This is a genomic window from Pantoea sp. X-Soil-ISGK-421, assembly GCF_059730785.1.
Genome location: NZ_AP035979.1, coordinates 3,357,164 through 3,383,782, shown reverse-complemented (window position 1 = coordinate 3,383,782; position 26,619 = coordinate 3,357,164). Strand labels below are relative to the sequence as shown.

General features: G+C 54.3%; 26 protein-coding genes. 17 read left to right on the top strand and 9 right to left on the bottom strand.

Annotated features, from left to right (window positions below):
• From AC6I8K_RS15615 to AC6I8K_RS15585, 7 genes are all read left to right on the top strand, one after another.
• Entirely contained in the window at positions 1 to 738 is a 738-nt protein-coding gene (locus AC6I8K_RS15615; protein ID WP_497827030.1) for an amino acid ABC transporter ATP-binding protein, read from the top strand.
• A 20-nt stretch (positions 739 to 758) separates the two neighbouring features.
• Positions 759 to 1,574: a transporter substrate-binding domain-containing protein gene (locus AC6I8K_RS15610; protein ID WP_483816139.1), complete on the top strand. Its 816-nt coding sequence runs from the start codon at positions 759 to 761 to the stop codon at positions 1,572 to 1,574.
• 111 nt (positions 1,575 to 1,685) lie between these two features.
• Positions 1,686 to 2,372 carry an amino acid ABC transporter permease gene (locus AC6I8K_RS15605; RefSeq protein ID WP_196762321.1) on the top strand — a complete coding sequence of 229 codons (687 nt, stop codon included), beginning with the start codon at positions 1,686 to 1,688 and terminating at the stop codon, positions 2,370 to 2,372.
• Between the two features lie 15 nt (positions 2,373 to 2,387).
• The gene (locus tag AC6I8K_RS15600; protein ID WP_497827029.1) at positions 2,388 to 3,080 is read left to right on the top strand and encodes an amino acid ABC transporter permease; all 693 of its coding nucleotides are present in this window, start codon (positions 2,388 to 2,390) and stop codon (positions 3,078 to 3,080) included.
• A 172-nt stretch (positions 3,081 to 3,252) separates the two neighbouring features.
• Positions 3,253 to 3,783, top strand: coding sequence for a winged helix-turn-helix transcriptional regulator (locus AC6I8K_RS15595; protein ID WP_497827028.1), 531 nt, complete (start codon positions 3,253 to 3,255; stop codon positions 3,781 to 3,783).
• Between the two features lie 42 nt (positions 3,784 to 3,825).
• Complete coding sequence (fabF, locus tag AC6I8K_RS15590) at positions 3,826 to 5,091, top strand: beta-ketoacyl-ACP synthase II (protein ID WP_497827027.1); 1,266 nt, start codon at positions 3,826 to 3,828, stop codon at positions 5,089 to 5,091.
• 35 nt (positions 5,092 to 5,126) lie between these two features.
• The gene (locus AC6I8K_RS15585) at positions 5,127 to 5,558 is read left to right on the top strand and encodes a MarR family winged helix-turn-helix transcriptional regulator (RefSeq protein WP_483816135.1); all 432 of its coding nucleotides are present in this window, start codon (positions 5,127 to 5,129) and stop codon (positions 5,556 to 5,558) included.
• On the opposite strand, the gene AC6I8K_RS15580 is transcribed toward AC6I8K_RS15585, so the two are convergent.
• The 4 genes from AC6I8K_RS15580 to AC6I8K_RS15565 all read right to left on the bottom strand — a co-directional run bounded on the left by AC6I8K_RS15580 (position 5,555) and on the right by AC6I8K_RS15565 (position 11,295).
• Positions 5,555 to 5,977, bottom strand: coding sequence for an ester cyclase (locus AC6I8K_RS15580; protein ID WP_064738577.1), 423 nt, complete (start codon positions 5,975 to 5,977; stop codon positions 5,555 to 5,557). The two genes, AC6I8K_RS15585 and AC6I8K_RS15580, sit on opposite strands and share 4 nt — an antisense overlap.
• 170 nt (positions 5,978 to 6,147) lie before the next feature.
• Positions 6,148 to 7,212 carry a mannonate dehydratase gene (uxuA, locus tag AC6I8K_RS15575; RefSeq protein ID WP_483816134.1) on the bottom strand — a complete coding sequence of 355 codons (1,065 nt, stop codon included), beginning with the start codon at positions 7,210 to 7,212 and terminating at the stop codon, positions 6,148 to 6,150.
• Between the two features lie 130 nt (positions 7,213 to 7,342).
• The gene (locus AC6I8K_RS15570) at positions 7,343 to 8,047 is read right to left on the bottom strand and encodes a response regulator (RefSeq protein WP_483816133.1); all 705 of its coding nucleotides are present in this window, start codon (positions 8,045 to 8,047) and stop codon (positions 7,343 to 7,345) included.
• Positions 8,044 to 11,295, bottom strand: coding sequence for a transporter substrate-binding domain-containing protein (locus tag AC6I8K_RS15565; RefSeq protein WP_497827026.1), 3,252 nt, complete (start codon positions 11,293 to 11,295; stop codon positions 8,044 to 8,046). The genes AC6I8K_RS15570 and AC6I8K_RS15565 overlap by 4 nt, the downstream gene beginning before the upstream one ends.
• 281 nt (positions 11,296 to 11,576) lie before the next feature.
• Here AC6I8K_RS15565 and AC6I8K_RS15560 point away from each other — a divergent pair, with 281 nt between their 5' ends.
• Entirely contained in the window at positions 11,577 to 12,524 is a 948-nt protein-coding gene (locus AC6I8K_RS15560) for a diguanylate cyclase domain-containing protein (protein WP_483816131.1), read from the top strand.
• 317 nt (positions 12,525 to 12,841) lie between these two features.
• Here AC6I8K_RS15560 and treF read toward each other — a convergent pair whose 3' ends face one another.
• Positions 12,842 to 14,500: an alpha,alpha-trehalase TreF gene (gene treF / locus AC6I8K_RS15555; RefSeq protein WP_064738645.1), complete on the bottom strand. Its 1,659-nt coding sequence runs from the start codon at positions 14,498 to 14,500 to the stop codon at positions 12,842 to 12,844.
• A 506-nt stretch (positions 14,501 to 15,006) separates the two neighbouring features.
• Positions 15,007 to 15,861 (bottom strand): SDR family oxidoreductase, encoded by an 855-nt coding sequence (locus tag AC6I8K_RS15550; protein WP_497827025.1) that lies wholly within the window; start codon positions 15,859 to 15,861, stop codon positions 15,007 to 15,009.
• 97 nt (positions 15,862 to 15,958) lie between these two features.
• Here AC6I8K_RS15550 and AC6I8K_RS15545 point away from each other — a divergent pair, with 97 nt between their 5' ends.
• The gene (locus tag AC6I8K_RS15545) at positions 15,959 to 16,324 is read left to right on the top strand and encodes a winged helix-turn-helix transcriptional regulator (protein ID WP_483816129.1); all 366 of its coding nucleotides are present in this window, start codon (positions 15,959 to 15,961) and stop codon (positions 16,322 to 16,324) included.
• Positions 16,325 to 16,369: 45 nt separating this feature from the next.
• Here AC6I8K_RS15545 and yghX read toward each other — a convergent pair whose 3' ends face one another.
• Positions 16,370 to 17,260 carry a YghX family hydrolase gene (gene yghX, locus AC6I8K_RS15540; RefSeq protein ID WP_497827024.1) on the bottom strand — a complete coding sequence of 297 codons (891 nt, stop codon included), beginning with the start codon at positions 17,258 to 17,260 and terminating at the stop codon, positions 16,370 to 16,372.
• A 566-nt stretch (positions 17,261 to 17,826) separates the two neighbouring features.
• Between yghX and AC6I8K_RS15535 the strand changes: the two genes are divergently transcribed.
• The 4 genes from AC6I8K_RS15535 (at position 17,827) to AC6I8K_RS15520 (ending at position 21,505) form a co-directional block, all read left to right on the top strand.
• Positions 17,827 to 19,248 carry a cytochrome ubiquinol oxidase subunit I gene (locus tag AC6I8K_RS15535; protein ID WP_064738585.1) on the top strand — a complete coding sequence of 474 codons (1,422 nt, stop codon included), beginning with the start codon at positions 17,827 to 17,829 and terminating at the stop codon, positions 19,246 to 19,248.
• A gap of 1 nt (position 19,249) precedes the next feature.
• Positions 19,250 to 20,254 (top strand): cytochrome d ubiquinol oxidase subunit II, encoded by a 1,005-nt coding sequence (gene cydB, locus AC6I8K_RS15530; RefSeq protein ID WP_064738586.1) that lies wholly within the window; start codon positions 19,250 to 19,252, stop codon positions 20,252 to 20,254.
• Between the two features lies 1 nt (position 20,255).
• On the top strand, positions 20,256 to 20,423 hold the full coding sequence (locus AC6I8K_RS15525; RefSeq protein ID WP_073991652.1) for a DUF2474 domain-containing protein: 168 nt from the start codon (positions 20,256 to 20,258) through the stop codon (positions 20,421 to 20,423).
• A gap of 215 nt (positions 20,424 to 20,638) precedes the next feature.
• On the top strand, positions 20,639 to 21,505 hold the full coding sequence (locus AC6I8K_RS15520) for a helix-turn-helix domain-containing protein (RefSeq protein WP_483816128.1): 867 nt from the start codon (positions 20,639 to 20,641) through the stop codon (positions 21,503 to 21,505).
• Positions 21,506 to 21,700: 195 nt separating this feature from the next.
• Here the strand turns inward: AC6I8K_RS15520 and AC6I8K_RS15515 are convergent, their stop codons facing one another.
• The gene (locus tag AC6I8K_RS15515; RefSeq protein WP_483817917.1) at positions 21,701 to 21,757 is read right to left on the bottom strand and encodes an SEC-C metal-binding domain-containing protein; all 57 of its coding nucleotides are present in this window, start codon (positions 21,755 to 21,757) and stop codon (positions 21,701 to 21,703) included.
• Here AC6I8K_RS15515 and AC6I8K_RS15510 point away from each other — a divergent pair, their 5' ends adjacent.
• The 3 genes from AC6I8K_RS15510 to AC6I8K_RS15500 all read left to right on the top strand — a co-directional run bounded on the left by AC6I8K_RS15510 (position 21,758) and on the right by AC6I8K_RS15500 (position 23,715).
• Positions 21,758 to 21,901, top strand: coding sequence for a hypothetical protein (locus AC6I8K_RS15510; RefSeq protein ID WP_231102700.1), 144 nt, complete (start codon positions 21,758 to 21,760; stop codon positions 21,899 to 21,901). It begins immediately after the preceding gene.
• A gap of 403 nt (positions 21,902 to 22,304) precedes the next feature.
• Positions 22,305 to 23,087 (top strand): siderophore-interacting protein, encoded by a 783-nt coding sequence (locus AC6I8K_RS15505; RefSeq protein WP_497827023.1) that lies wholly within the window; start codon positions 22,305 to 22,307, stop codon positions 23,085 to 23,087.
• A gap of 88 nt (positions 23,088 to 23,175) precedes the next feature.
• On the top strand, positions 23,176 to 23,715 hold the full coding sequence (locus AC6I8K_RS15500; RefSeq protein WP_497827022.1) for a PadR family transcriptional regulator: 540 nt from the start codon (positions 23,176 to 23,178) through the stop codon (positions 23,713 to 23,715).
• A 55-nt stretch (positions 23,716 to 23,770) separates the two neighbouring features.
• On the opposite strand, the gene AC6I8K_RS15495 is transcribed toward AC6I8K_RS15500, so the two are convergent.
• Positions 23,771 to 24,058 carry an Rdx family protein gene (locus AC6I8K_RS15495; protein WP_007890340.1) on the bottom strand — a complete coding sequence of 96 codons (288 nt, stop codon included), beginning with the start codon at positions 24,056 to 24,058 and terminating at the stop codon, positions 23,771 to 23,773.
• A gap of 230 nt (positions 24,059 to 24,288) precedes the next feature.
• Here AC6I8K_RS15495 and AC6I8K_RS15490 point away from each other — a divergent pair, with 230 nt between their 5' ends.
• On the top strand, positions 24,289 to 26,610 hold the full coding sequence (locus AC6I8K_RS15490; RefSeq protein ID WP_497827021.1) for a TonB-dependent receptor domain-containing protein: 2,322 nt from the start codon (positions 24,289 to 24,291) through the stop codon (positions 26,608 to 26,610).
• The last annotated feature ends 9 nt before the right edge of the window (positions 26,611 to 26,619 follow it).

The following is a 26,619-nucleotide window of genomic DNA, read 5'->3' as shown; positions in this document are numbered from 1 at the left end:
ATGTTAGAACTCAACAATATTAAGCTCGCTTACGGCAGCACACCGATCCTAAAAGGCGTCGATTTGTCAGTAAAACGCGGCGATGTGGTGTCGATCATCGGGCCAAGCGGTACCGGTAAAACCACGCTGCTGCGCTGCATCAACTATCTGGCGAAACCGGCGTCGGGCACTATACAGCTCGATCAAATTAGCATGGATTATCAGGCACCGGATAAAGCGGCGATCCAGGCGATCCGCCTGCGTACCGCGATGGTGTTCCAGCAGTTCAACGTGTTCAAAAACATGACGGTGCTGGAAAACGTGATGGATCCGCTGATCGTCATTCAACGTAAAACTAAGCAGCAAGCGCGCGACATCGCCGTGCAGGAGCTGGATCGTGTGGGATTGGGTGCCAAGCTCGATCACTATCCATCCCAGCTTTCGGGTGGTCAGCTGCAGCGTACCGGCATTGCCCGCGCGCTGGCGGTGCGTCCGGACGTCATGCTGTTTGATGAGCCGACCTCATCGCTCGATCCCGAGCTGGTGGGCGAGGTACTAAAAGTGATTAAAGATGTGGCGTCTTCCGGCATTACCTCGCTGCTGGTGACGCACGAGATGCAGTTCGCCAAAAGTATCTCCAACCGCATTGTCTTTATGGATCAGGGTGTGGTGGCCGCGCAGGGCAGCCCGAGTGAGATATTTGATAATCCAACCCTGCCACGCCTTGCACAGTTCCTCAATTCAGAACGCGTATTCTAATAATTAAAGGAATCAACGACATGCCTGCAATCAAAACCACATTTCGTCGCCTGGCCGCGCCTGGCATCATCGCACTGGCGCTCATCAGCGGCAACAGCTTCGCGGACGCGGTGCGCACCATCAAAATCGCGACTGCAGCGGAGTCTAAACCGCTGTCGTGGGGTGCGATTGGCCACGAGCCGCAGGGCTACGAGCCGGACGTGCTGAAAGCCATCAATGCCAAACTGCCGCAGTACAAATTCGTGATGGAAGGTGCGGCGGATATCGCCCAGGAAACCGGTCTGGCGACCGGTAAATATGACATGGCGAGCGGCGGCTATTACAAAGCGGCGACCCGTAGCAAACAGTTCCTGATTCCCGATGCACCTATTGGCGCCAGCCTGATGAAGATTTACAGCCGCAGCGATAGCAATATCAATGGCATGAAAGATCTGGTCGGTAAAAATATCGTGCCGGTCACCGCCGGCGGTGGCGTGTACAAATTCGTCACGCAGTGGCAGCAAGACAACCCGAACGACAAAGTCGATATCAAAGCATCGAGCGCGGGCGTGCCGTATCCAGATCGTCTGAAAGAAGTACAGCGTGGTAAATATGATGCGCTGATCCTGCCTTCTAACCTCGGTGAGCAAACGGTGATCGACAACCAAAAACTGGCGATCAAAGCCAGCGAGCCGGTGGCCGTCAACAATACTTACGTGCTGATTCACCGTTCTGCCGAGAACCAGGCGTTGAATGATGACATCACCAAAACGCTGAAAGAACTGAAAGCCGACGGCACGCTGGATAAGTTGGCGCAGAAGTGGTTTGGCGAAGACGTCACGAAGTACATGAAGTAATAGATTCACTGTGCTCGATGATGCGTTGACAAGGGCGGGCCGAAGGCCGCCCCTACGACGCATTCACCGGCTCTTTTTAAGCAGGAGTGTTTCACCGTGAATCTATCTTCGATGATTCCCGAGCTGCTCTCGGCGCTGCCGTTGACGCTTGGCATAATGTTTGTCGCGATGATCGTCGGGTTCTTTCTGGCGCTGATCGCCACCGTATTCCGCGTGCGCCGCATTCCGGTCATCAGCCAGTTTGTCGATCTGTACGTCTCGTATGCGCGCAGCGTGCCGGTGGTGCTGCAGCTGTTTGTCGCTTTTTATGGCTTGCCGCTGGTGGCCGAGCAGTTTGGCTTCAGCGATTTTGTCACTGCTAATATTGCGGCGATGATTGGCCTGAGCCTTTATCACGGCGGTTATTTGTCGGAAGTGATGCGCCCGGCGTTTCTCGCCGTGGAGAGCGGCCAGCACGATGCCGCCGATAGCATGGGCTACAGCTTCCGCCAGAAAATGCTGCGCATAGTCGGGCCGCAAGCGGTGCATTATGCGCTGCCTGGCTACGGCAATGCGATTATCTATCTGATTCATAACGTGGCGCTGGTGATGTACATCGGTGCGGCGGATGTGATGGCGACCGCGCATCTGATCATGGAACGCGACTACAACCAGTATCAGTTCGGTACCTATCTGGTGCTGGCGGTGCTCTATTCGCTGCTGTGCGGCGTGGCCTGGTTGATTATCCGTTACTTCGAACAACGTCACGCGAAATACAGCTCGAAAACCGCTGCACGCGTCAAATTCACCAGCGTCTGATAAGGGAGAGAAACCATGTTTGATCTTGAGGTTTTGCTACCGGACTTCTGGAGCATTCTCGATGCCGTGCCGGTAACGTTGCTGATGGCGGTGACGGTGTTTATCTGCTCAACGCTGCTCGGCGGGCTGTTTGCTTTTGTGGAACACCGTCGCATACCGGTGCTGCGCCAATTGGTGATCGCTTACAAGATTGCCTTCAAGGGCGTGCCGATGGTGGTGGTGATTTTCCTCGCCTATTACGGTTTGCCGCCGGCGCTGGACTTTGTCGCCACGCTCATGGGCGTGAAAGTGAATGCGCACTCGCTGCCAAACTGGGTGATTATCATTGTCGCCTTGAGCGCCTGCGTAGCGGCGTTTCAGGCGGAAGTGTGGAAGGGCGCGCTTAACTCGTTTGATAGCGGACAATCGGACGCGGCGTTGTCGCTTGGCTACAGCGGCGGCCAGCTGTTCCGTCGGGTGATGTTCCCGCAGATCATCGTGGCGGCGATCCCCGATTTGGCGAACGCCTTTATGGTGATCATGAAAGCGCTGTCGCTGGCGTTTGCCATTGAAGTGGTGGATATTTTTGCTCAGGCACAGTTGACTGCAGCGCTCAATTTCTACTATCTCGAAGCCTTCCTGGTTGCCGTGGTGTTCTACATGGTGATTGCGTATGTCGTCACCAAGATCGCCGACAAGATTGAGGCGGCGTTGCGGGTGCGGACGTAAGCCCCGGTCGCCATGAATGGCGACCCTACAAATCCGTACCGATTCGTTGTAGGGTGCGCATTCATGCGCACCTTTTTTATCGCCATCATGACTTTCATTTTGCAAGTTACTTGCAAAATGAAAGTCATTCTGCAACAGTATCCGCCACCAGAACAATGTCGGATATCCAACCTTGAAAAACCAACCTCTCTGCAACATGCCTTGTCCCATCGCGCGCAGCCTTGGCCGCATAGGTGATAGCTGGAGCATGTTGATCATGCGCGATGCGCTGGCCGGTTTTACCCGCTTCGATGAATTCCAGAAAAGCAGCGGCGTGGCGCCCAATATTCTTTCACGTCGGCTAAAAGAGTTGGTGGAGGATGGGCTGCTTGAGAAGGTGTGTTACAGCACCAGCCCGGCACGCTTTGAATACCACCTGACGCCCGCCGGGCGCGATTTCCGCAGCGTGATTCTGGCGCTGGCGGAGTGGGGCAGCACACACTTCTCGCCGGAAGGTCGCCAGATGCAGCTGGTGGAAATCGCCACGCAGCGGCCGGTACAAGTGCAACTGGTTGATAGCGACAATGGCCAGCCACTCGCGTTGGAAAAATATCAGATGGTACCGGGCCCGGCGGCGTCGCCGATGATTCACTATCGCCACGACTACCTGCAGAAAAAGCACGCCGGAGATCACACGCAAAAGTTTGCGCCGCCGTCGCTGTAAGCAGGGCAACCCGGATACGCACACCTTTGGAAGGAGCGATCAATGAGCACAAAAATTGTTATTACTGGCATGGGATTAGTGTCGCCGCTGGGCTGTGGAACGGAAGCGGCATGGCAGTCGCTGCTGGCGGGAAAGTCGGGTATTAGCGCCTTACCGCCGGAAATGGTGCAGGACATTGCCTGCAAGATCGCCGGACAGGTGCCAACGTTAGGGCAGGATCCGCAGCACGGCTTTAATCCCGACGGCATCATTGCCGCCAAAGATCGCAAAAAGATGGATCGCTTTATCGAATTTGCGTTGGTGGCGGCCCATGAAGCGCTGACGCAGGCCAACTGGTTTCCGCAGGATGTGGGGCCGCAGCAACGTACCGCCACGGTCATCGCCACCGGCATTGGCGGCTTTAACGAAATCGCCAACGCGGTGGAAACCACAGCTGAACGTGGGCCGCGTCGTCTGTCGCCGTTTACTATTCCCTCGTTCCTGGCCAATCTCGCCGCCGGACATGTTTCCATTGCGCACGGTTTTCGCGGGCCAATTGGCGCGCCGGTGACCGCCTGCGCGGCGGGTGCGCAGGCGATTGGTGATGCCGCCCGCTTGATTCGCAGTGGCGAAGCGGATATTGCGCTGTGCGGCGGCACCGAAGCGGCGATCCATCGCGTCAGCCTGGCCGGATTTGCGGCGGCGAAAGCGATGTCGGGCGGCTTTAACGATCGTCCTGAGCAGGCTTCGCGTCCGTTTGATCGTGACCGTGACGGCTTTGTGATGGGCGAAGGCGCGGGTTTGTTGGTGATTGAATCGCTGGAGCATGCTCAGGCGCGCGGCGCGACGCCGCTGGCGGAGTTAGTGGGCTACGGCACCAGCGCCGATGCTTACCATCTCACCGCCGGTCCGGAAAATGGCGAAGGGGCACGACGCGCGATGGAAACCGCGCTGGCGCAGGCCGGCATTTCGCCTGCTGAGGTGCAGCACATTAATGCGCATGCCACCTCGACGCCGGTGGGCGACAAAGGCGAACTGGCCGCGATCGGTTCGCTGTTTGCCGGCAGCAATGTGGCGATCACTTCCACCAAATCCGCCACCGGACATCTGCTGGGTGCTGCGGGCGGGGTGGAAGCGATCTTCTCGATTCTGGCGTTGCGCGATCAAATTGCACCGCCAACGCTGAATCTGCAGTATCCGGATGAAGCCGCTGCCGGGCTAAATCTGGTGGCATTGCAGCCACAACCGACCGCAATGACCTATGCATTGTCTAACGGATTTGGCTTTGGCGGCGTTAATGCCAGTTTGTTGTTTAAAGCCTGGCGATAGGTTTTCTATAATGGGGGCATTGATAGCGCGCAGGAATGCCCTCTTTGACCACTGAAACTGAAACTCAACAGCTGGCGGAAGCGCTCCGCCAGCTTGTCAGCCACTTCGTACGCAATGTGCGGGTAAGCACCGCGACCGTGCGCACTTCGCAATATGAAACCTTAGATCTGCTCGACAGCCATGACGCGCTCTCCATCGCCGACCTCGCACGGCTGCGCGGCGTGAAGCATCAAAGCATGCGATTAGTGATTAATGAACTGGAGGCGCAGGGTTTGGTGCTGCGGCAGAAAAGCGCGCAGGACGCGCGGGCGCAAGTGATTGTGCTCAGCGATCGGGCCCGCGCTGCGCTGGCCGCGGCGCGCGAACAGCGTGTTGCCTGGATTGCCGCTCGCATCGACGCAACGCTTAACCAGCAGGATCGTGACGATCTGCAAGCGGGTCTGGCGGCGCTGCGTAAGCTGCTTTAATCCGCCGCGCTGGCGCTGCGCAGCTGATCGATCACCGCCGCCAGCGTGTTCATGCCCCAATGTTCAGCGTATTTTCCCGCTTCGATGCGCACCATATCGATTACTGCGATCGTCACCGCTAAACCGGTGGGCGCAATGCCCATCAACGATCCGCTGTGCACGCCGCGGATGCTTTTGCGCGTGGTAACCCAATCGCGTTCGGCGATCTGATCCTCAATGTGTACCTGCAAATCAGAGAACGCGGGGCGCAGGATCTGATCGAACGTGTGCCATAAGCTTTCACCATCGCTGGGCGCGCCGGGCGGCGCGGAGCGGTTAATAAAATTCTGCGCGACGAGCTGATCGAAAGCCTGACGATCGCCTTCGGCAATCACCTGCTGATTGAAACGGCGTACCACGGCTTTGTTCTGTTCTGACATGATGAGTCTCCGCTGAATATGTACAGTTTAACTGTACATATTTAACGGCAAGTGAGTCGCGCGGGTTTGATATGTTGTGCGGTGAACTATGCGTGAATCGGTCACCATGAATGGCGACCCAACAATGGCGAGTGTTGTAGGGTGCGCATTCATGCGCACCTGAGGAAAAATCAGCGCTTACCCAGCGCTTCCCACAGTCCCAGCAAATAGGTGGTGCCGAGTGCGCGGTCGTACAAACCATAGCCCGGCCGGCCGGTTTCGCCCCAGATAAAGCGGCCATGATCCGAGCGGATGTAGCCATCGAAGCCGTTGTCATACATCGATTGCAGCACTTTATACATATCCAGCGAGCCGTATTCCGTCGGGTGCGCGCACTCGTAGAAATCTTTGTCCTGAATGATTTTGATGTTACGCACATGGGCAAACGGGATGCGTTTGCGGCGCGAGAACTCGGCCAGAATGGCGTAGACATCATTGTTGGGATCTTCTGCAATCGATCCGGTGCACAACGTAATGCCGTTGGCTTCAGAATCGACCACATTACAGATCCAATCAAGATCGTCGCGGTTTTTCACCACGCGCGGCAGGCCGAAGATCGAATACGGTGGATCGTCGGGATGGATCGCCATCTTCACGCCCACTTCTTCACACACCGGGATCACCGCTTTGAGGAAGTAAGCGAGGTTTTCGCGCAGTTTAGCGTCATCAACATCTTTGTATTGGGCAAACAGATCCTGCACTTTCGCCAGACGTTCCGGTTCCCAGCCCGGCAGGGCGAAACCATTCGAATTGCCGAGAACTTCCTGCACCACTTCGTCGAGGCTTTTATCGATGCCTTTCTTCTCGAACGCCATGGTGAGCGAGCCGTCAGGTAGCACGTAGTTCATGTCGGTCTTCATCCAGTCAAACACCGGCATGAAGTTGTAGCAGATCACCTTCACGCCGACGGCGGCCAGATTGCGGATGCTCTGCTTATAATTTTCGATGTATCGATCGCGGCTCGGCAAACCGATTTTGATGTCGTCGTGGATGTTAACGCTTTCGATCACTTCCACGGTCAGCCCGGCGGCATGCACCTGCTCAACCAGCGCGTTGATTTTGTCAACCGGCCAGGTTTCACCCACCGGCACGTCATAGAGTGCGCCAACCACACCGCGTACGCCCGGCACCTGGCGAATATATTCCAGAGAAACTTTATCTTCTTTTGGACCAAACCAACGCATTGTCAGCTGCATAATGTCATCCACCGTTATCGTGTCTGTGATAACTGATAAACTACCATTCTAGTAAACATCATGACAGCGCGGCTCGGCGATTAAGCTTTGATCCGCGTCACAGAACACAATTTATCCACTGCGATGACGCTTAATGATGCTGTACCAACACGCTGAAATGCTCTTTGTACTTAAACAGCTCCAAATCAGAACGCAGGCCCAGCTTGCGCAGCGCGGTCTGTTTCTGTCCACTAATGGTTTTGCGGCTGCGCGCATATTTGCCGGCGATTTGCGTGATGCTTAATCCGTCCAGATAGCAGCGAATCACTTCGATTTCGCGCGGACTGAGCTCGCGCATCAGCAGCGTAATTTCATCGCCCATTTGTCGTGGCATCAGGTAGTCATGCATTTCACGGTCGCTTTCCTGGAATTTATCCATCTCCAACAGCATATCCGCGGTGAGAAAACGCTTATTGCGACAAACCTGATGCAGCGCGGCAATTAACACTTCCTGGTCTTCGCTTTTACCGACAAAGCCATGCACGCCCGCTTTAAGCAGGAGTTGCACTATCGCCGGTTTCTCCACCGCAGAAGAGACCAAAATTTTCATCTCGGGATAACGAACGCGCAGCTGTTTCACCATCTGCAAACCGTCGAGTTCCTCCTCACCGAGCATGTAGTCAAGCACCAGTACATCGACCGATTGGCGTTGTAAAAAAGCCATCAGCTGCTGACGCTGCGAAAAGGCACCGGCGAGATCCAGCGCGTCTTCCTGCGCCAGTCGATATTGAATCGCTTTACCGATCAAAGGATGATCGTCTAATACGGCAACCTGCCAGATTGCAGATTCTTTCATGGTTTCACCTCATTATGGGGATTATTGTCCAGTGCATGCTGGAACAGCGCTTCCAGCTCGACGACGGCCGCGACGACCGCAGGCATCAGTTGCTGCAGGAGGGCACGCTGCTGTTGTTCGGCTGCCTGCTCGGCGGCGAGACAGCACTGTTGTAGGGAGTCGGCGCGCAGCAGTTTGGCGCTGCCGAGCAGTTGGTGTGCGGCGTGGCGCGCGCTGACGAAATCGTCGCTATCAACCGCCAATTGCAGCTGGGCGAGATCGCGCGCGTTCTGTTGCTGCGCGGTGGTCACCAGATCGCGCCAGGCTTGCGGATCGTTGGCCGCCAGATTTTCCAGCGTTAGCAGCGTTTCATTGCGCGTGCCGCCGCTGGCGCTGCCGGTCACCACCTGCAACAGCTGCGCGCGCTCCAGCGGTTTGAACAGGCAGCCGTCCATACCGGCCTGCGTAGCGAGCTGTGCTACGCGCTCCTCTGCCATCGCCGTGAGGCCATAAATCGGTACGCGACGGCGATTAAGCAATTTCTCTTCAATCCGCAGCTGGCGAGTGAGTTCGAAGCCATCCATAGCCGGCATATTGCAATCCGTGATGACGCGGTCGACCTCGTGTTCACGCCACAGAGACAATGCCGCTTCACCGCCATCCGCCACCAGCACATGGTGGCCAGCGTAACGCAGCTGCTGCGCTAACAGCTGTCGATTGGTGGCGTTGTCATCCACAATCAACATTCTCAATGACACCTGCGCGATCTCCTCCAGCGGTTGTCGCTCAGGCTGGATATCGCTGAGCGTGGCGGCGGGCGCGCTAAAACGCAGCATAAATACGCTGCCGACATCGGGTTCGCTCTCGACGTGCAGCTCGGTTCCCAGCATCACCGCCAGGCGGCGACAAATATTGAGACCCAGCCCGGTGCCGCTGACGCGGTTGGTGCTTTGTTCAACCTGTATAAAGGGTTCAAAGATCGCCTGTTGCTGCGCAGGCGTTAAGCCAATGCCGCTGTCACACACCTCCAGCACATACTCGGCTTTGCTGCTGTCGGCCTGATACAGCGCCACTTCTACTTCGCCGTGCGCGGTGAACTTAATGGCATTGCTCACCAGGTTTGCCAGGATCTGCTTCAGCGCCACCGGATCAAACAGCACGCTGTCCTGTTCGATATCCAGCATCACCGTGAGCGCCAGGCCTTTGTTATGCGCTACCTGACGGAACAGCGCTTCGGTGTCGTACACCACATCGCTGAGCGACATCGGCATATGGCGAATGCTGAAGTGACCGGATTCGATTTTCGCCAGATCAAGAATATCGCCCACCAGCGACAGCAGCGAACGCGACGATTCCCACGCCAGATCGATATTCTTCTGCCGCTGCGCCGCATCGCTTTGGCCTAAATGCTCAATTTCCAGCAGGCCAATCAGCGCCGCCAGCGGAGTGCGAATTTCATGGCTCATGTGCGACAGGAAGGTGCTTTTCGCCTCGCTGGATCGCAGCGCTGCACGTTTGGCTTTGCGCACATCCTCCAGCAGGGTTTCGATATAGTGCAGCTGGTTGCTGATCTCTTTTTCATGCTGGCGCTGTTTGGCCAGGGAGGATTTCAGCAGATGGTTGCGCCACAGGAAAAACAGCAGGCAAATGGCCGCACCCGCCACGATGCGCAAGCCGTAACTGCGGAAGCTTTGCCATGAGGTGCTGGTAGCGGGTGGCGTATATTTTATCCAGCGCTCCATCAGCGACTGCATAGTCGGTTGCGGAATATCGGACAGCGCTTTGTTCAGGATGGCGATCAAGTGCACATCGGCGGCATTCGCCGCCATTGCCATGCGAAACATCGGCAAAGGGGCAACAAACGCCACTTTGAAGCGATCGTTAAAGTGATTATTCAGCAAATACTGCGCGGATTCGTACGGCACGATAAAACCGTCCACTTGCTCATCCTGCAACTGCCCGAGCGCATCAATCGAGACCACTTTTTCCATAAAATGGGCTTTTGGCCAGCGCTGACGCAGGTCAAAACGGTAATACGAACGTTCGTAAATGCCGATACGTTTGCCGGCCATCTCATCAAAACTGCGCCAGGAACTCTCTTTGCGCGTCATCACCACCCAAGGCGAATAGATATAGGTGCGGGTAAAACGGATGTGTTCACTTTGCGGCGACGCGCCATCGCTCACCACGATCAGGGCATCACGTTGATTCACCAGCGCATCGCGCATGTTGCTCAACCCCTGAATGGGGTTGTAGTGAAAGCGGATGCCGGTGCGCTGCGAAATCAGCTTAAGCAGATCGACGCTCAGTCCGGTGATGCGCTGTTTGCCATCCAAAAAGGTAAAGGGCAGATGCGTGGGATCATAATTCAGGGTGATATCGCGATGCTGTTCCAGCCAGCGGGCTTCTTCATCGCTGAGATCGAGCGGATGGTTCTTCACCACCGATTGATAATCAAGGCCCCATGCTTCGGCGATTTGCACGGCATTACGCAGCGGAATATTGCGGAGTATTTCATTGATGGTCTCGATCAGCGCTTCGTTGTCGGCGCGCGCGGCAAAACGCGCATCTACATCATTTACGTACGGCGTGCTGTGGCCTTCAATAACATTCTGTAATCCGCGCTGCGATAAATAACGCTGGGTGGCGGTATTACTCCAGAACACGGTGTTTTCACTCAGCGCGGTATCGGTATAAGCCCAGAGTGGCGGCGAGGCGGGGGCTAAAGTTGCGTCGGGATAACGCTTTTCTAACAATGACTTAAGTTCATCATCGCCGTAATACATCAGTCGAAAGCGGCTATCTTTCAGCTCGCGATCAAATTTTGCCTGGCGACGGCTAATTAACACACTTTGTGCCAGCGAATAAGGGATACTCAGTGCCAGCTTGCTCTCGTGATTGGCCGCCTGTGGATAGTAGGGAATTATATCGACCTGCTTATTATTTAACGCCTCAACCAGTTCCAGGCGGGTAGCATAACGTTTGATTTCCACTGGCAGATTCAGCGTTTTCGCGACGATATCGAGGTAATCGGCAGAGAGACCTTCGAACGTATCTTTTTCAAATTCAACCGAGTAGGGCGGTAACGAGTGGCTCCACACGCCGACGCGTAACACGGCATGACGCGCCAGCCAGCGCTGGCTTTCCGGCTTGAGGGTGACGCCCGGAGAAACCAGGCCATAACGCGGCGTGAAGGTTAATGTGGTGGCGCTGCAGGCGGAAAAGCACCAGCCCATTAGCAAGATCATGCCTAAAATGCGTTTACCCATAAACCCGTTCTCACTCCTCAATACCTGTATCCGATGCCCCTTCACAGCGGCACGAAGCGCAGCAGTTATTAAACGGAATTAAGAATTTTCTTAGATTGCCGCGTGAGGTTTACTAAAAGTGGGAACTTAATTAAGTTTAGTCAGCTGTTTTTTCTGGAAACTTTCGACGTAACTTCTGAAGTCGCTGCAATTTACCGCGTCTAATCGGCTTTTCATTTGTTTTATTTACAGCAACGTCCAGGCAGGCAAAATAGCGCTTATTTCCTCTCCATCAGCTAACCATGTCAGAAGAAGCGCTGCGTCAGCAGATCCAGAACCTGAAAAAGCACAATGCGCGATTAAAGCGTATAGCGCATGACGCGCGAAATAAGCTGAGTGCCGCGCTGGATGGAACCGGGCTGTGTTTGTGGCAGCTGGATATTCCCAGCGGCAAGCTGGTGATTTTTAACCGCCGCTGGGGCTCAATGCTGGGTTTCCAGCCAAAAGAGACCAAAGCGCAGTTCGACGTGTGGCGTGAACGCCTGCATCCCGATGATGCGGACGAAGTGCTGAAGGCGTTTTACGATCATATTGAGGGGCGTGCGCCTTATTACGAAGCGCTGCACCGTATGCTCGGCAAGAACGACAAGATTACGTGGGTGCTGGATCGCGGACGCGTCACCGAATGGGATGCCGCAGGTAATCCGATCAAGGTGACCGGCACGCATATCGATATGACCAAAGAGAAGCAGTATGAAGCACAGCTCTCTTCTCTGGCACATCACGATCCGCTCACTGGCCTCACCAACCGCCATGCACTGCAGACGCAGTTCAGCAAAATGAAAGCGCTGGGGCCGCTGTGTGTGGCGTTTATCGATCTCGATAACTTTAAGCACGTTAACGATACGCTGGGCCACCGCAGCGGTGATGAAGTGTTGATTCAGCTCAGTCAGCGCATTACCGACGCCGTGCCGCCCAATGTGGTGATTGGCCGTTTGGGTGGCGATGAGTTTGTACTGCTGATGCCGTTCCTGATCGACTATCCAAAAGTGCGGATTATGATGCAGGCGGTGCTGGATGCGGCGCTGACGCCATTTGATATTGATAATGGCCACGCGCAGATTGGTGCATCGATTGGTATCGCACAAGTGCAGGATCGCGACAGCTTTGATGAGGCGCTGACGCGAGCTGATGAAGCGATGTATCAGATTAAGAAGAACGGTAAACAAGGTTTTGGTCTGGCGGGTTGATTCATGGTTACCGTCAGGTCGCCCTTCAGGCATCACCGGGCAGACACTGATAGCTGCCCCTAAACCGCCGCTACGCGGTGCCTTCACTCGCTCACGATTCCTGACGGACCGGCGGCGATTCGCTCCTGCTCAGCGCCGCCTCTCACCGCATCCCTGCGGTTCGAATTGCCGAGTGCACACATTGTAGCGGCGCAATTCATTGCGCGATAAATTGTGCCGCTACGGAAGGTGCGGCGATGTGATACGGCGCTTAACTGACGAGCATTACGCCACCAATGGCGACCCTGCGGTGCGCTTTAATGCGCACCGCTGCTCAATCAATCTGCCAGCAAATGCCCGTACATCGTCATTAACCGACGGGTGACACCGTTGGTCCAGCCAAAGCCGTCCTGCAACGGATATTCACCACCGCCGCCCGGACGGGCGCGATCGCCGCTGATATCATACTTCTCCACCAGCTTGTGATGCAGTGAATAGAAATTATTTACTGTATTCAGCCAGTTGACGGCAATTTCTGTCGCCAACGTCTCTTCACCGTAGTGATTCAAACCCACGACCGCCATCCACTGTAGCGGAGCCCAGGCATTGGGTTTATCCCACTGCTCACCGCTCTCCACCATTGACGTTAACAGGCCACCCTGCGTCAGTAAAAGATGACGCAGCGCAACGGCCTGCAAGTGCGCCTGCTCTGGTGATGCGAGGCCAAGGAACAGCGGCACCACCGCAGCGGCAGTGAATGCGCCAAAGCGCTCGCGGCGCCAGTCGTAATCACGGTACACACCGGCGGTGTTGTCCCACAGATAGCGATGAATCGCCTGCTTACGCGCATCGGCTTTTTTCTGCCACGCCAGCGCCGTCAGCTCTTCGCCTTTGGCGTGTGATAGCGTCGAAATCATCAGTTCCAGCTTGTAGAGGAACGCGTTGAGATCGATCGGAATAAATTGCGTGGTGCGGATACTCGCCAGACGCTGCGGATCGCGCAGCCAGCGTGATGAGTAATCCCAGCCCGATGCGGCACCGGCACGCAGATCACGATAAACCTCGTTCGCCGGACGACCCGATTTCTTCGCGGTCTCAATATCTTCCAGCCACGACTCATCGCGCGGCGTATCGCGATCGTCCCAGTAACGGTTCAGCAGCGAACCATCTGGCATGCGCACCACGTGGCGATAAGCCTGATGCGGCATCAGCTCGCCCGCGCCGTCCATCCAGAACTGATACTCTTTCATCAACTGATCGAGGTAGCGTTTCGCGCCGCGAATACCATCCTCTTCAAACAGTTCAACCATCAGCGCAAACACCGGTGGCTGCGAACGGCTGAGATAGTAAGTACGGTTGCCGTTCGGCACGTGACCGTAATTATCAATCAGCCAGGCGAAGTTATCCGCCATGTGGCGCAGCAGATCGTCGCGTCCCGCATCGGCGAGGCCGAGCATGCTGAAGTAGGAGTCCCAATAATAGGTTTCTCCGAATCGGCCACCAGGCACCACGTAGGGTTTTGGCAATGGCAGCAGCGATGAGTGCGCTAAATGTTGCTGCGGCATTTTGGTTAATACCGGCCACAGATCATCAATGTGTTCGGTTAAGGTTTTATCCGGATTGGATACATAAAAACTCTCATTCACCTGCGGTGAATAAAAATGTTCATGCACGAATTTTTCCAGATCGAAATCCGCAGCGCGTTTGCGACGACGAAAGCGGATTAAAATATCCAGCGGATCGAATTTTGGTGCGCAGTCCGGGAACGTTTTGCTGTCGGCAAATATGTGCGATGTCTGCACCTGCTCAAACAGTTCCATGTAGCGATCGGCAGGCGTCAGCGCATCCGGCGCGGGCAAACCCTCGATCAGCTCGGGTTCTGGCTCCGAATCCTGCATACCTTCGCGAACGAACTCGTGAGGATTATATTGATACTCCAGTTCAGCATCAGCGCGTCGATCCTCGAAAGCGTTATATTGCTGTTGGTTAGTATTAATAGCAGCCTCCTGGTAAATTCTTGAATGCGTAAAGAACAAATTATAGAGCTCTGAACGGGCGAAACAACAATGCGATTTATCTATGAACGTAATAAATCATGTCGATGGATCGCGGGTTTATATGATTTTTCAGCGATTACAACGGGCTATATTTCAGGAAATGAAAGCGGCTTTTAGGATGGATGTTTAAATAACCGCACAGATTTATCTGTATTTAAGAAAATCGCTAAAATTTGTGCAAAAAAGGGCGAGATGGCTTGATCAATTTATGGCAAACGCAGCGGTGATTAACAAGGTTGGCATCCATGCCAACCCCACAAAATCGCGTAGGGTCGGCATTGATACCGTAATGTTTGTCAGTTAAGAGATGAAAACCCCAACTACCTGGCGCACACCTTGTAGCGGCGCAATTTATTGCGCGATAAATCGCGCCGCTACGGAATGTGCGGTAATTAATACGGGGCTTAACTGATCGGCATTACGGCATTGATGCCGACCTGTTTACGCTACTTCTGCAACGCAGCCTTAATCACCTCTGCATACGGTGTAGTAGGGCGGCCAATCAGTTGACTTAGCGTGTGACTCTCATCGAACAATCCACCTTTTTCAGCGCCTGCATCCGAATCCGCCAGCATATCCGATAATCCATCCGGCAAACCGGCACCTTTCAGCGCGGCGGCAAACTCGGCCTGCGGCAGGTTGATGTATTCCACGTGCTCGCCCGACTGTTTAGCAATCTCGGCGCTAAACTGCGCCAGCGTGTAGCTGTCGTCGCCAGCCAGTTCATACACTTTGCCAGCCTGATCGTCACGGCTGATCACTTCTGCCGCGGCGTCGGCATAGTCAATGCGCGCCGCTGAAGCGATACGACCTTCGCCCACCGCACCAATAAAGGCATGATGCGCCAGCGCGGGCGCAATACTCGCCGCGTAGTTTTCGGTATACCAGCCGTTACGCAGCAGCGCGAATGGAATGCCAGAGGCTTTCAGCTGCGCTTCAGTCGCACGATGTTCAACGCCTAAACCCAACGGCGAAGTATCGGCGTGCAGCAAGCTGGTGTAGGCGATAAAGCCCACGCCGGCGGCTTTTGCCGCATCAATCACCGCCTTGTGCTGCGCTTCACGCTGGCCGACTTCACTGGAGGAGATCAGTAGCAGTTTATCGATGCCGGCAAAGGCACTTTGCAGCGTTTCCGGTTTGCTGTAATCCGCTGCACGTAGCGTAATGCCCAGCGCTTGCAGATCGACCGCTTTCTCCGGCGAACGCACGGCGGCAATCACTTCGCTGGCCGGCACTTTTTTCAGTAATGCGTTAATCACTAAGCGGCCCAGTTGGCCAGTGGCACCTGTAATTGCAATCATGATGTTTTCCTTGTGAACGGGTATGGAAACAGCCTACGGGATAAGCTAACTTATAGTAAGTACTTACAGATTTGTTAGTTTGGGGGAAGATAATTAAATGTCTGAAAAGTTGAGTGAAAAATTTACGCGCGGCGAGTTGCTTAACGTTAATTGCCCCTCACGCGAAGTGCTGAAGCGCATCACCAGTCGCTGGAGCGTACTGATTTTGCTGGCGCTACGCGAAGAAACCCTGCGCTTTAGCGAGCTGCGTCGCAAGATTGGCGGCGTCAGCGAACGTATGTTGGCGCAGACGCTGCGTTATATGGAAGAGGATGGTTTTGTTGAGCGGATTGCCTATGAGGTGGTGCCGCCGCACGTTGAGTACCGTTTGACGTCATTAGGCCGCGAAGTGGAAGGGCAGGTGACCGGGCTGGCGGATTGGCTGGAGAGCAATGTGCATCGGATTTTAAAGCCAGCGCATTGAAGCGGTCGCCATGAATGGCGACCCTACGACACGGCGATCACCAGGCTACGCGTGCAAATACTTCTCAAACCAGCCCAGCGTGCGGCTCCAGGCTAACTCGGCGGCGGCTTTGTCATAGCGCGGCGTCGAATCATTATGGAAGCCATGATTCACGCCGGGGTACACATAGCCTTCATAGATTTTATGGTTGGCTTTCAGCGCCTCTTCATAGGCGGGCCAACCTTCGTTGATGCCTTTATCCAGCGCGGCGTAGTGCAGCAGCAGCGGCGCTTTAATGCGCGGCACATCTTCGGCTTTGGGCTGACGACCATAAAACGGTACCGCGCAGGCGAGATCGGGAAAGGCTACGGCCGCCGCGTTTGCCACGCCGCCGCCGTAGCAGAAGCCGGTGATGCCGACTTTGCCGGTTCCTTCCTCGTGATGCATCAGGAAATCGATCGCGGCAAAGAAGTCGTTCATCAGCTTGGTGGGATCGACTTTGGCCTGCATCACCTTGCCTTCCTCGTCGTTGCCGGGATAACCGCCGAGCGAGCTCAGGCCATCGGGTGCCAGCGCAATATAACCGGCTTTGGCTACGCGTCGTGCCACATCTTCAATATAAGGATTGAGGCCACGATTCTCGTGGACCACCACCACCGCAGGCACGTTGCCTGACGCATTGGCCGGTCGGACCAGATAACCGCGCACCTCGCCGTGACCTTGCGGGGACGGATAGTGAATGTATTCGGGTTTGATGGCCGGATCGGTGAATTCCACCTGCTGTGCCAGCGCATAGTTGGGGCTCATGGCGCTAAGCAGCGTGGCGCCCGTCATACCGGCAATGGTGAATTTTGCCGCCATTGAGATAAATTCGCGTTTGCTGATTTTGCCGTGGGCGTAGTAATCGTAAAGCTCGAGCAGTTCCTGAGGGAAATCCTGTGCAGTAAGACGGGCCATAACCTCTCCTTCGCTGTTTAACTGGTTGATTACTGCTCTAAAAAAGCACAGCTTGTGGCTGCTGGCAAATGCCATGCAGCAGTAAGTTAACGCCGCGGGCTTTACATCACGTCACTAATAAGCAGCAGCAATATATCTTTTTGTTCTAAATTCTTTATCTTTTAATTAACAATTAAGATCATGGCGTATTGTCCGGAAATATTTACATGCTTAAGTTCCGGAGAAGAAATAATCCCTTTTTTTGGCGCACTAAAAAATAAATAAATGAAGCGGTTACCTGATAAGCATAGCGATAACACGTTAAAAATAATAACAATAATGTCACAATAAATGAGGGTGTTTAACCTTAAGGTGGTGATTTTAAAGTATTAGTTTCTATTGAAAACAATGATCGAAATCAAAAAACACTGTTATAGTTTTACCCATTCCCACTGTTTATTTTCGTTTGCATCACTTCCTTTTACAGTGATGCGACATTTCTTTAAGCACAGTGAAATAACACGCTGGGTTCTGCTTGTTAAATATAAGTAATAATTTCGGTGTAATTTGTGGCAATGAGGTAAGCAATGTTTGGATTAGACGCCTTTCATCTGGCCAGGATTCAGTTCGCCTTTACTGTTTCCTTCCATATTATCTTTCCAGCCATCACCATCGGTCTCGCCAGTTTCCTGGCGGTGCTTGAAGGGATGTGGCTGAAAACCCGTAACGAGACCTATCGCGATCTCTACCATTTCTGGTCGAAAGCTTTTGCCGTTAACTTCGGTATGGGCGTGGTATCCGGTTTGGTGATGGCATACCAGTTCGGGACTAACTGGAGCGGTTTCTCACAGTTTGCTGGCAGTATTACCGGCCCGCTACTCACCTATGAAGTGTTAACCGCCTTCTTCCTCGAAGCGGGCTTCCTCGGCGTGATGCTGTTTGGCTGGAACCGCGTCGGCCCAGGTTTGCACTTCTTCGCAACCTGCATGGTGGCGCTCGGCACCATTTTCTCTACTTTCTGGATTCTGGCGTCTAACAGCTGGATGCATACGCCGCAGGGCTACATCATCCAGAACGGCATCGTGGTGCCGGAAGATTGGCTGAAAATCATCTTCAACCCTTCCTTCCCTTATCGCTTGTTCCATATGTCGGTCGGTGCCTTCCTGGCCAGCGCCTTCTTTGTTGGCGCATCGGGCGCGTGGCATCTGCTGCGCGGCAACGACAATCCCGCGATTCGTAAGATGTTCTCGATGGCGCTGTGGATGGCACTGATCGTGGCACCGATTCAGGCGATGATCGGTGATGCGCACGGCCTCAACACGCTTGAGCATCAGCCGGCGAAAATCGCGGCGATTGAAGGCCACTGGGAAAACAAGCCGGGTGAAGCCTCGCCGCTGATTCTGTTCGGTGTGCCGGATATGGATCAGGAGCGCACCAAGTATGCGCTGGAAATTCCCTACCTCGGCAGCCTGATTCTGACGCACAGTCTGGAAAAACAGATCCCTGCGCTGAAGAGCTTCCCGAAAGAAGACCGTCCGAACTCAACCATCATCTTCTGGTCATTCCGCGTGATGGTGGCGCTGGGCTTGCTGATGATTACGCTTGGCGTGGTTTCTTTGTGGCTGCGCTTCAAAGGTCGCTTGTATCACTCGCGTCCATTCCTGTGGTTCACGCTGTTGATGGGCCCATCAGGTTTAATCGCGATTCTGGCCGGTTGGTTTACTACCGAAATTGGCCGTCAGCCGTGGGTAGTGTATGGCGTGCAGCGCACCATTGATGCGGTGTCAGCGCATGGCGATATGCACATGAGCATCAGCCTGCTGGCGTTCATTCTGGTCTACTCATCTGTGTTTGGTGTCGGTTACCTCTACATGATGCGTCTGATTAAAGAAGGTCCGGTAACGGGCGAAGGTAAAGAAGTTGATCACGGTGGTCCAGGCCAGCATCACACGCCTGCGCGTCCGTTGTCAGCGGCGAAGACCCATAGCGAAAAGAGTGGGGAGCACTAAGATGATCGATTTTTCAATTATCTGGTTTGCCATCATCGTCTTCGGCACTTTGATGTACATCGTGATGGATGGCTTCGATCTTGGGATTGGCTTGTTGTTGCCATTCAACAAAGATCCCATCGAGCGCGACATGATGGTCAACACCGTTGCGCCGGTGTGGGATGGCAACGAAACCTGGTTGGTACTGGGCGGGGCGGCGCTGTATGGCGCGTTCCCGCTGGCGTACTCGGTGCTGCTGGATGCGCTGTCAATTCCCTTAACCGCGATGTTGATTGGCCTGATCTTCCGTGGCGTGGCCTTTGAGTTCCGCTTTAAAGCTACGCTGGAGCACCGCGCGTTCTGGGATAAATCGTTTATTGCCGGTTCACTGCTGGCGACCTTCAGTCAGGGCGTGGCCGTTGGCGCCATCCTGAATGGTTTCCCGGTGGTGGGTCGTGAATATGCCGGTTCGGCGATGAGCTGGTTAGCGCCGTTCCCGCTGTTCTGCGGCGTCGGCCTGGTCATTGCGTATGCGCTGCTGGGATGTACCTGGCTTATCATGAAAACTGAACACGATCTGCACCGTAAGATGTCTGCGCTGGCTACGCCGTTGACGCTGACGCTGCTGCTGGTGGTGGGCATTATCAGTATCTGGACGCCATTGACGCACGCGGATATCGCGCAGCGCTGGTTCTCGCGTCCGAACCTGTTCTGGTTCCTGCCGGTTCCGGTGCTGGTGGTGTTGTGTTCGTGGGGCATTGTGCGCGCCATTAAACGTGAAGCGCATTACTCGCCGTTCATCCTGACGCTGGCGCTGATTTTCCTTGGCTTCTCGGGCTTGGGCATCAGCATCTGGCCGAACATCATTCCACCGTCAATCACCATCTGGCAGGCCGCGTCTCCGGCGAGCAGCCAGGCATTTATGCTGGTGGGCGGCTTGCTGATTATTCCGGTGATTCTGGGTTACACCTTCTGGAGTTACTACGTGTTCCGCGGAAAAATCAAAGCCGACGAAGGATACCATTGATATGAAAACCGAGGTCAGCAACATGAAAACTCACACTGAAACTAAGATTCCGTGGTGGAAGCAGGTGATGTGGCTGGTGGTCATTTACGGCGCAAGCGTGCTGGCACTCGGTGTGGTGGCATCACTGTTTCGTATGATGATGACGGCGGCGGGCATGCGTTCGCATTAAGAATCTCCCCTCGTCGATACGCATCGTAGGGTCGCCATTCATGGCGACCTTTTTTTATTCCCAAGCCCCAAAAAACATTAGTAACCTAAGCAATTAATGCTTTTCCCGCTGCGCTACGTTTACTCTTCCTTACGTTAGTAATACGTTTTTGTTATATTTATGTGACGAATAACGCATATTCATTACGTTAACCACTTCATTCGACCATCAAAATCATGCTCAGCCTGAATCTGAAAAAACAATACATCATCGATCTGGTGGACTGGATAGAAGCGAACCTGACCGATGAGCTCAACATCGATCTGATCACCCTGAAATCCGGTTACTCCAAGTGGCACATGCAGCGCATGTTCAAAGAGATGACCGGACAAACGCTGGCGTCCTACACGCGCAAACGTCGTCTGACCATGGCGGCGATGGCGCTGCGTCTGACCAGCATGCCGCTGATCGATATTGCCGTGCGTTTTGGTTTTGATAATCAGCAAAATTTTACACGCGTGTTTAAAAGTCACTTCTCGATGACGCCGGGCGCCTATCGCCGCATTCCGGAGATGTTGATGAAGGATTTCCACAGCCGCATTTCCACCCAGCGTGAATGGGTCAATGCGCGTCTGGCGCAAAAGCCGGAGATTCAGCTGTGTGGTGAAGTGATTGAGTGGGAATGCCGCTTCGGCGAATACATTGATCATCATCATCATGTGGTGGCGCAGCATACGCGCGATTTCATCGCCTTTGCCGGTCAACATGTCAGCTGCGGCTGGCTGGGTTTCCAGTTTAGTCCGGGTTTGCACTCGGCCGATCAGCAGCACATCAGCCTGTTCCAGGCGCTGGAAAGTCAGTACGCCGATATGTTGCCACGTAACGTGCAGAATTGGACCGGCGAAAGCGGCTTGTATGCTGAGATTGACTGGCACGGTACGCCGGAAGAGATCAACGCCTTCACTGCTGAAATCTACTACAACCACTTGCCCGCGTTGGGTGTGGCACGTCGTCCGGGCAAGGATTTGCTTAAGCTGGATCTGAAATACAGTACGCCAGATCTGCTGCAAGGGACGTTCTATATCCCGGTGGCGGATAAGTAATGCATAATTCGTGCGGTAAACCGTGACAAACCGCACGATTTTATAAACTCAATGCCGTAATAGGCGTAAAATTCTCCATCGAAACCTGATTGGCCGCGTAAATCACCAGCCGCCACACATCAGGCTGGATAATCACCTGCATTTCTGGTCCATTCCGGGCCGCTATAGTGAATAGACAAAAAAATTATGCGACTTCTACCGTTGTTTCTCATGACAGCGCTTGTAGCGTTTTCTTCGCTGGCAAGTGCACAGATGGCTGAACCTTTTTCACCGCCGGGCGGACTGCATCCGCATCAAACACATTGCGCACAGCGTGAAATCCTTGGCGACAATGTGCTGCCGAAACATAGCCAGGATGATGGCAGTTTTGTTAACTGCGGCAATCATCAGGCTTAATATTTCTGCGCTTTAATCTCGCTTGCCGGTCGCACTGCTCGTGCCTGATGTCCGGCAGGATGAGCTTCCCTATGAAAATCTTTACGCCTGTTGCATTGCCAGGTGCGATTAGCCATGTCTCAAATTCCGTGCGTCCATGTAAACGGTGCGCATAAATGCGCACCCTACAAAACCCGCGCGTCTTTATAAATGCGCACCCTACAAAACCCGTGCGCCTTTATAAATGCGCACCCTACAAAACCCGTAGGGGCGCCATTTATGGCGACCACTTGCGGATCGCACAGATTTTTCCATCGCCACAATCTCCTAATAGCATTTTTCGGCATTGCATCGAAGATATATCATAACTATTCTTTCCCCATCAGATGAGAATGACTTTCACTATCTTTTAGGGAGACACCACTTGCAAACTAACCCTTCCGAACGCGCGCCACGCCGTGTGCGCAATGAACTGCGTTTTCGCCATATCACCGTGGTCAGCAAGACGCTGATTGCCGGTGAATTCTGGCGCATTGTTTTCAACGGCAGCGATCTGGCGGGCTTCAACTCGCCGTCGTTTGACGATCACATCAAAGTGTTTTTCCCGGAAAGTCCGGGCAAAACATTGGCGCTGCCGCAGATGACTGATGAAGGCATCGTATGGCCGGGCGGCGTCCGTCCTGCCGCGCGTGATTACACGCCGCTGGAATTTAACGGCGTAGATTCCCTGACCATCGATTTCTACCTCCACGATGGCGGCGTTGCCAGCAGTTGGGCAAACGAAGCCAGCGTAGGTGATCAAATTGCCATGGGCGGCCCGCGCGGTTCGTTGGTTATACCGACGGACTATGCCTGCCAGATTTACGTCTGCGATGAAACCGGCTTACCGGCCTTTAAACGTCGTTATGCCGAAATGCAGGCGCAAGAAATTCATCTGTTAGCCTGTGCAGATGAAGCCACCGGCCGCGATTATCTCGGTGATCTGCCCGATGTGCAGGTGAGCTGGTTGGGCAGCGGTGCCTTGCAGGCCGCGAACCTTGCGCCAATAACGGCGCAGCTGGATAAGATCGCGCTGCCCGCTAATGAATACTTCATCTGGTTGACCGGCGAGGGCGAAGCGGTGAAATTGCTGAGCGATTACTTCACCCAGGGACGCGGTGCAGATAGCGATTACGTTCGTGCTGTGGCGTATTGGCATCAAAAATAACCCCTCCACCTGCGCGCTGCCGCCTGTGTTGAATTTTGCCAGGCGGCGGACTACTATCAACCTCCCTTAATTGATGCTCAGGAAGGCAATGAAACAGCAGCGGGATTTTCCATCGCAGTCCGATCACGCACCGCGTACCGTCTGTGCAGGCGCACGCAAGAAGCGTCGGGAGCGAATGCTGGATGCCAGCGATATCCGCCTGTTAATGCTACATTTTCTGGCGAACAATTCTGCACATGGTTATGAGCTGATCAAATCGGTTGAAGAACTCTCCAAAGGGGAATACTCCCCAAGTCCCGGCATTATTTATCCCAATTTGACGTTGCTCGAAGAGATGGATGCGATTCGCGTGGTCGATGCGCAGGCATCGCGTAAAGCCTATGCGCTGAATGACAGCGGATCGGCGCTGCTGGCAGAAAATCGTGACAATGTGGACGCAATTATCGAGCGATTAACCTCGCTGGCGATTCTGGTAAATAACCGCAGCATCCCGCAGGTTGAGCAGGCGATTCACCTGATTAAACACTCGCTGAATCATCGTCTGGCACAGGAAGATATTTCGGATGAGGCGCTGGCGATCGTGATCAACGCGCTGCATGAAGCGGCGGAGAAAATCGCCAGGAGTTAAATGATCGCCCGTAGGGTCGCCATTCATGGCGACCGTTCTGTTGCAGGGTGCGCAATCAGCTCTTCTTCTTATCAACATGTCCCAGTGCCCGATCCGGCCAGCAAACATCGCGCACGCGCTGCTTCAACGCGGCCGCATCCGGGAATCCGCCTTCCTGCTTACGCTCCCAAATCACCAGCCCATCAATCTGGATCTCAAACACGCCGCCGGTGCCTGGCTTAAGCGTTACCGCACTTAAATCCTCGGCAAAGGTATGCAGTAACTCCTGCGCCATCCACGCAGAACGTAGCAGCCAGTTGCATTGAGTACAGTAGTGAATGGTGATGGCAGGTTTCTGTGTCATAGGTGTCTCTGCTTAATTATTGATTATAAACAAGTTAACAAAATGTGCGGTCTAAGATACATCTTAGTGTAAATGCTATTGATAATGATTACCAATTGCATTACATTTCTGTCGAAATTATTTATTACATAAATTAAGTCCATAACTTTTTACGGTCTTTTCAACAAAGCCCGTACTTTCCGGCAGCAAGCAAGTGAGCGAATACTAACAATTAACCAGGTATTTCGCGCATGTCTTCATTCTTTCAGGGATTAAACCAGCCACGCCTTTTCAACGTTGCCATTTTGTCTGCGGCAATTCATGCCGCCTGCAGCTTTGCCGCCAGCGACGAACCGGTTCTCACCGTTACCGCGCCGAAGCAGCAGGCCGGCAATAAAACCACTATTACCGCACAAGAACTGCAAAAACGCGGTGCGAACGATTTCGGTTCGATCATGCGTTATGAGCCGTTAATCAGCGCCACCGGTTCCAGCGGCGGTTCGTCTGCCGGGAAAAGCGGCTTCGACCGCGCGGGTTACACTGGTTACAACATTCGTGGTCTGGAGAGTAATCGCGTTGGCATGGATATCGACGGCATTCCAATTCCGGATGCCACCGGACGTCCTTACGTCAGCCGCACCGGCAACAACACCTTTGGTATTGGCCGCGATTACATCGATCCCTACATGTTCGGCAGCGTCGATATCGAGAAGGGCGCCACGGCGGTGGATCAGCCGAATACCTCCATCGGCGGTAACGTCTCGTTCCACAACAAAACCGCCGACGATTATCTTACCAGCGACAAAAATACCTACTTCGGTTATCAGAGCGATTACGACTCCTCGAATCGCAGCTGGCACAACGGCATCACCGCCGCCGCTGGCGATGATGAGCTGCGCGGCCTGTTTGTTTACAGCCGTCGCGATGGCCAGGAAACCCGCAACAACAGCGATGTAAAAGACGCCTATCCGGCTAACTGGCACTCCGATGCCTTTATGACCTCCGGTATCTGGCAGCCCAACGATCAGCACAAGCTGAGCGCCACTTTCGATTACTATCACAAAACCAATCACAGCCATTACGATACCTGGGACACCAGCGGCAATACCGTGTGGGGCACTGCGCAGCAGCAGAGTGATACGCGCCGCTGGGGCATCAATCTGGCGGATGAGTGGACGCCATATAACGACTTCATCGATACGCTGACCACGCGCCTTTACTGGCAGCAAACCCAGGCGCATGACAATACCTATTTACCAACCAGCGCCAGCCAGTATGGCTTTGTCTACTCCGATTTCAACGTCGATACCTACGGCTTCGATACGCGCGGCACCAAAACGCTCGGTCGTCATGAGCTGAGTGCCGGTGTTAACGCGCGCCTGGATAACAGCGAGCGTCCGTTCCGTCAGGCGCCAGCGCCAAGCACCTTCAGCGCCATTACGCAGCCACAGTCAGACAGTCGCACATTTGCCGTGGCCGGTTATCTGCAGGATAAGATCAACTTCGATCTGGATAGCCACAACTTCGCGATCATTCCCGGCGTGCGCGTGATGTATCAAAGCACTAAGCCGAAGGATCTGGGTGATCTTACCACCGGTAGCACGGTGCTGACCGAAGAGCAGGTCGAAGCGCTGTACGGCAAAACCAATTCCGACACGCAGGTGCTGCCATCGCTGACCTTCCAGTACGACATAACGCCAGCGTTGACCACCTATCTGCAATACAAACGCGGCGTGCAGTTCCCCACCACCAGCCAGCTGTACGGTTCATGGAACCTCGGCTCCAGCTATGCCGGGAGCGGGCAGTATGCGTTGATTGGGAACACCGATCTGAAAACCGAAACCAGCAACAACGTCGAGTGGGGCCTGAAAGGTCAGGCGACCGAAGGCGTAACGGTGAACACCTCGGTGTTTTACAACCAGTACAAAAACTTCATCGCTTACACTCGCTATCGTCGCGCCACCAATCCGGAGATGTTCGTCAACGTACCGAGCAACATCTACACCAGCTATCAGGCTGAAAACCGCGATAAGGCCTACATTTATGGTGCTGAGATCACCACCAAAGTGAATTACGGCACCTGGTTCCCGCAGGTCGATGGTCTGAGCAGCACCTTTGCGCTGGGCTATAACGAAGGGAAATCGAAGTCCAGCTACGCCGGTGACAAGTACATCGATCTTGATAGCGTCGCACCATTGAAAGCGATTGTTGGTCTGGCGTGGGATGACAAAGCACGCGGCTACGGCGCAGCGCTAACCGCCACCTTCGTGAAAGGCAAGCAGGCCACGGCGACCAACCGCGAAAGCTACACCAACAGCGGCACGGCAATTACCGATTCCACCGCAGAATATATGCGCGTACCGGGTTACGGCATGGTGGATGCCACGGCGTATTGGCAGGCGACGAAAAACGTCAAGTTGAGCGGCGGCATCTACAACATTACCGATCGCAAATACTGGGACTACACCAGCAGCCGCACGCTGACCAGCAGCAATGCCCAGGAACGCAACGACATCAACCTGGCGGTGATGCCAGGCCGCACCTTCCAGTTGGGTGTGAACGTCGATTTCTAATCCTTTTTC